The following is a 2060-nucleotide window of genomic DNA, read 5'->3' on the forward strand; positions in this document are numbered from 1 at the left end:
GTAATGTTCCTGCGCTCGGTGACCGCCGTACTGGCCGCGGCGATCCGGCGCATCGAGGCAGAAGACGCGCTGCGGCATCTGAGCCTGCACGATTCATTGACCGGGCTACCGAACCGTGCCCTGGCGCATCAGCAGATCGACGCCGCCCTGGACACCGCACGCGGAAGCGAGCGCACGGTTGCGGCACTACTGATCGACCTCGACGAATTCAAAACCCTCAACGACCGACTCGGCCACGCCGTCGGCGACGACGCCCTCATCCGGCTGGCCGAACAACTGCAATCGGTCATACGCCCCACCGACACCGTGGCCCGGATCGGCGGCGACGAATTCCTCATCGTCTGCCCCGACACCACCACCGTCGACCAGGCCATCACCCTCGCCACCCGCATCACCGAACTACACATCGGACCCGACTCGCCCGGGCGCGAACTGCGGTACACCGCCAGCGTCGGCATCGCACTCGCCCGACCGGACGAAACCCGGGAGACGTTGATCCAACGCGCGGACGCCGCCATGTACGAAGCCAAAACCACCGGAAGCAGATACGCCCTCGCCACCTGAGCGCCGCCCCGTGGCCCCGTGGGAATCCGGAACATCCACCCCCACAACATCACCCGAACCGAACCACGCACAGCACACCACCGTCAGTTGATGGTGTAGCCGAGCTGGTGGGCGGCACTGTCGATCGGGCCGGACAACCCGGGATGCGACAACGGCAGCGACAACGCCGGCAGCGTAGGGAACGCGTCGGCGGCGCGTTCGGTGACCGCTATGCAGACACTGCCGGCGAACCGGCCGCGGTAGATGATCCCGTCCAGGTCATCGTGGGCGCGGTGAATGGTGCGGGCCCAGTGCTGGGTTCGGCCGTGCGCGGCGGAGTCGAGGGCATGGTTGCCGCCGACCCGGGTCGCCCACGTCCCCTCACCGATCCCCGATACATCGAGCAGTCTCAGCGGGCGGGTGAATCGCAGTCCGGTCAGATACGGGTCGCCGCGGTGGCGGTCGATCACCCGGGCGCTCTGGAACGCCTCGGCCAGCCCGCCGCGGGGACTGGAGGCGCCGTACCAGATGCCGTAGCGGGGATGCTCGGCCCGCGGCGGCGGATGGTGGTCGAACCGCAGAATCGGCCCGAACGTGCGCAACCCATTCCACGGCAACACATGGGTGCCGGTGGTGCGATGCACCCGCCACACCACCCCGGCCGGTCGCCAGTCGATCACCTCCTCAGGCTGCAGGCCCGCGCCGCGGAGGACGGCGACGGTCGGCGGCACAGGCAGCATCGACCCCATCTATGCCGACTCCCATTCGGCGGCAATGATCACATCAATGACCTGTTCGATGTCGGCGGCCGTTCCGGCGCTGCCCGTCAGCCACGCCACGATCGACACCGGCCGGCCCTCCACTGTCAGGGACGGCTGCGGGTGAGTCAGCAACGCCTGCACGGTCAGCGGGTGCAGATCCTTCGCCAACAACGGCACCACCTGCTCGAGATGCGGCACCGCACCGGTGGCGGTGAACTGGGCGGGCGGCAGCAACCGGTTCCGGCCCGACGCAAACGCCCACAAGGTGCCCTCCCCGAGCCGTTGCCGGATCCGGGCCGCGGTCACCCCCAACCGGTCCGCTGCCTGCGCAATCGACAACGAGCTGCGGACCAGTTCCTGCATGCGAATGTCGCGGTCCACCCGCGCGGCCGTCGCCGCGGCCGGATCGCCCACGAACCCCGCCTCCGTCAGCAGGTTTGCGTCGTGGTCGGACAGCGGCGGCGCTGCCGGGTTCCGGTCCGACAAGCTGTGCAGGATCTGCGCGAAGAACTGACGGCCCACGTCGGTACCGGTCACCTCCCGCAGCGCATCCTCGAAACCGAGATCACCGCGCAGATAGCGGGCTTCGGTACTGACATCCGCGGCCTCATTCATCACACCCACCCCTCACTTTCACCGATTATCGGGCACAAATTTATGATAGCCCGGTGCGGGAGGGGTTGCCACCAGGCCCGAAGCGGAAGTCTTCTACTCGGGACGCGGCTTCACCGCACCCGAATCCACCCTCGGATAAAT

General features: G+C 68.0%; 3 protein-coding genes. 1 reads left to right on the forward strand and 2 read right to left on the reverse strand.

What is annotated here, in order from left to right; genetic code table 11:
• Positions 1-564: GGDEF domain-containing protein (locus RJ1_RS44745; RefSeq protein ID WP_143169616.1), on the forward strand; the 564-nt coding region annotated here is incomplete at its 5' end.
• A gap of 83 nt (positions 565-647) precedes the next feature.
• Here RJ1_RS44745 and RJ1_RS44750 read toward each other — a convergent pair.
• Together RJ1_RS44750 and RJ1_RS44755 are read right to left on the reverse strand one after the other, a co-directional pair.
• Complete coding sequence (locus tag RJ1_RS44750) at positions 648-1292, reverse strand: RES family NAD+ phosphorylase (RefSeq protein WP_083400836.1); 645 nt, start codon at positions 1290-1292, stop codon at positions 648-650.
• Positions 1293-1919: a hypothetical protein gene (locus RJ1_RS44755; RefSeq protein ID WP_073371147.1), complete on the reverse strand. Its 627-nt coding sequence runs from the start codon at positions 1917-1919 to the stop codon at positions 1293-1295.
• Positions 1920-2060: the final 141 nt, after the last annotated feature.

It is taken from the genome of Rhodococcus jostii NBRC 16295 (assembly GCF_001894825.1).
In the GTDB taxonomy this organism is placed as follows: Bacteria; Actinomycetota; Actinomycetes; order Mycobacteriales; family Mycobacteriaceae; genus Rhodococcus_F; species Rhodococcus_F jostii.